Source organism: Acuticoccus kandeliae (assembly GCF_003073115.1).
Window position 1 is genome coordinate 1 of record NZ_QBBV01000131.1, and the last position, 329, is coordinate 329.

The 329-nt window shown below is 70.8% G+C and carries 1 protein-coding gene; it reads left to right on the plus strand.

Annotated elements, in window-relative coordinates; all coding sequences use genetic code 11:
• The coding region (locus DBV35_RS29620; protein ID WP_117434505.1) for an AAA family ATPase at positions 1–329 on the plus strand (329 nt) is incomplete at both ends.

Sequence of the window (329 nt, forward strand, 5' to 3'; positions counted from 1 at the left end):
GGGCGTGCCGTTCTACACGATCTTCGGGTCCGACTTCGTCGAGATGTTCGTCGGTGTCGGTGCCTCCCGGGTGCGGGACCTGTTCGAGCAGGCCAAGCAGAACGCGCCCTGCATCATCTTCGTCGACGAGATCGACGCGGTCGGCCGCCAGCGCGGCGCCGGCCTCGGCGGCGGGCACGACGAGCGCGAGCAGACCCTGAACCAGCTGCTCGTCGAGATGGACGGCTTCGACGCCCGCGGCGGCATCATCCTGATCGCCGCGACGAACCGGCCGGACATCCTGGACCCGGCGCTGCTGCGCCCGGGCCGGTTCGACCGGCAGATCCCGG